Here is a 1,294-nt window from a genome sequence, read left to right as displayed (position 1 = left end):
AGGTGCTACTGGAGCAACAGGTGCCGCTGGTGCAGTTGGAGCAACAGGTGCTACTGGAGCAACGGGTGCCGCTGGTGCAGTTGGAGCAACAGGTGCCGCTGGTGCAACAGGTGCTACTGGAGCAACAGGTGCCGCTGGAGCAACAGGTGCCGCTGGTGCTACTGGAGCGACGGGTGCCGCTGGTGCAGTTGGAGCAACAGGTGCTACTGGAGCAACAGGTGCCGCTGGTGCAGTTGGAGCAACAGGTGCTACTGGAGCAACGGGTGCCGCTGGTGCAGTTGGAGCAACAGGTGCTACTGGAGCAACAGGTGCAGTTGGAGCAGTTGGAGCAACAGGTGCTACTGGTGCTGTTGGAGCAACAGGTGCTACTGGAGCAACAGGTGCTACTGGAGCAACAGGTGCCGCTGGTGCTGTTGGAGCAACAGGTGCTACTGGAGCAACAGGTGCCGCTGGTGCAGTTGGAGCAACAGGTGCTACTGGAGCAACAGGTGCAGTTGGAGCAACAGGTGCTACTGGAGCAACAGGTGCAGTTGGAGCAACAGGTGCTACTGGAGCAACGGGTGCCGCTGGTGCAGTTGGAGCAACAGGTGCTACTGGAGCAACGGGTGCCGCTGGTGCAGTTGGAGCAACAGGTGCTACTGGAGCAACAGGTGCAGTTGGAGCAACAGGTGCTACTGGAGCAACAGGTGCTACTGGAGCAACAGGTGCCGCAGGTGCAGTTGGAGCAACAGGTGCTACTGGAGCAACGGGTGCCGCTGGTGCTACTGGAGCAACAGGTGCTACTGGAGCAACAGGTGCCGCAGGTGCAGTTGGAGCAACAGGTGCTACTGGAGCAACGGGTGCAGTTGGAGCAACAGGTGCAGTTGGAGCAACAGGTGCAGTTGGAGCAACGGGTGCAGTTGGAGCAACAGGTGCTACTGGAGCAACGGGTGCAGTTGGAGCAACAGGTGCTACTGGAGCAACGGGTGCCGCTGGTGCAGTTGGAGCAACAGGTGCTACTGGAGCAACGGGTGCCGCTGGTGCTACTGGAGCAACAGGTGCCGCTGGTGCAGTTGGAGCAACAGGTGCTACTGGAGCAACAGGTGCCGCTGGTGCAGTTGGAGCAACAGGTGCTACTGGAGCAACAGGTGCCGCTGGTGCAGTTGGAGCAACAGGTGCCGCTGGTGCTACTGGAGCAACAGGTGCTACTGGAGCAACAGGTGCAGTTGGAGCAACAGGTGCTACTGGAGCAACGGGTGCCGCTGGTGCAGTTGGAGCAACAGGTGCAGTTGGAGCAACAGGTGCTACTGGAGCA

At 60.0% G+C, this 1,294-nt stretch carries 1 protein-coding gene; it reads left to right on the top strand.

Features of this window, described 5'->3' with window-relative positions; all coding sequences use genetic code 11:
* The coding region (locus tag ACKTTQ_RS13620; RefSeq protein WP_408049518.1) for a hypothetical protein at nt 1-1,294 on the top strand (1,294 nt) is incomplete at both ends.

The organism is Tenacibaculum halocynthiae (assembly GCF_964512825.1).
GTDB lineage: Bacteria > Bacteroidota > Bacteroidia > Flavobacteriales > Flavobacteriaceae > Polaribacter > Polaribacter halocynthiae.
The sequence above is the reverse complement of the archived record's forward strand: the minus strand, read 5'-3'. Positions and strand labels throughout refer to the sequence as shown.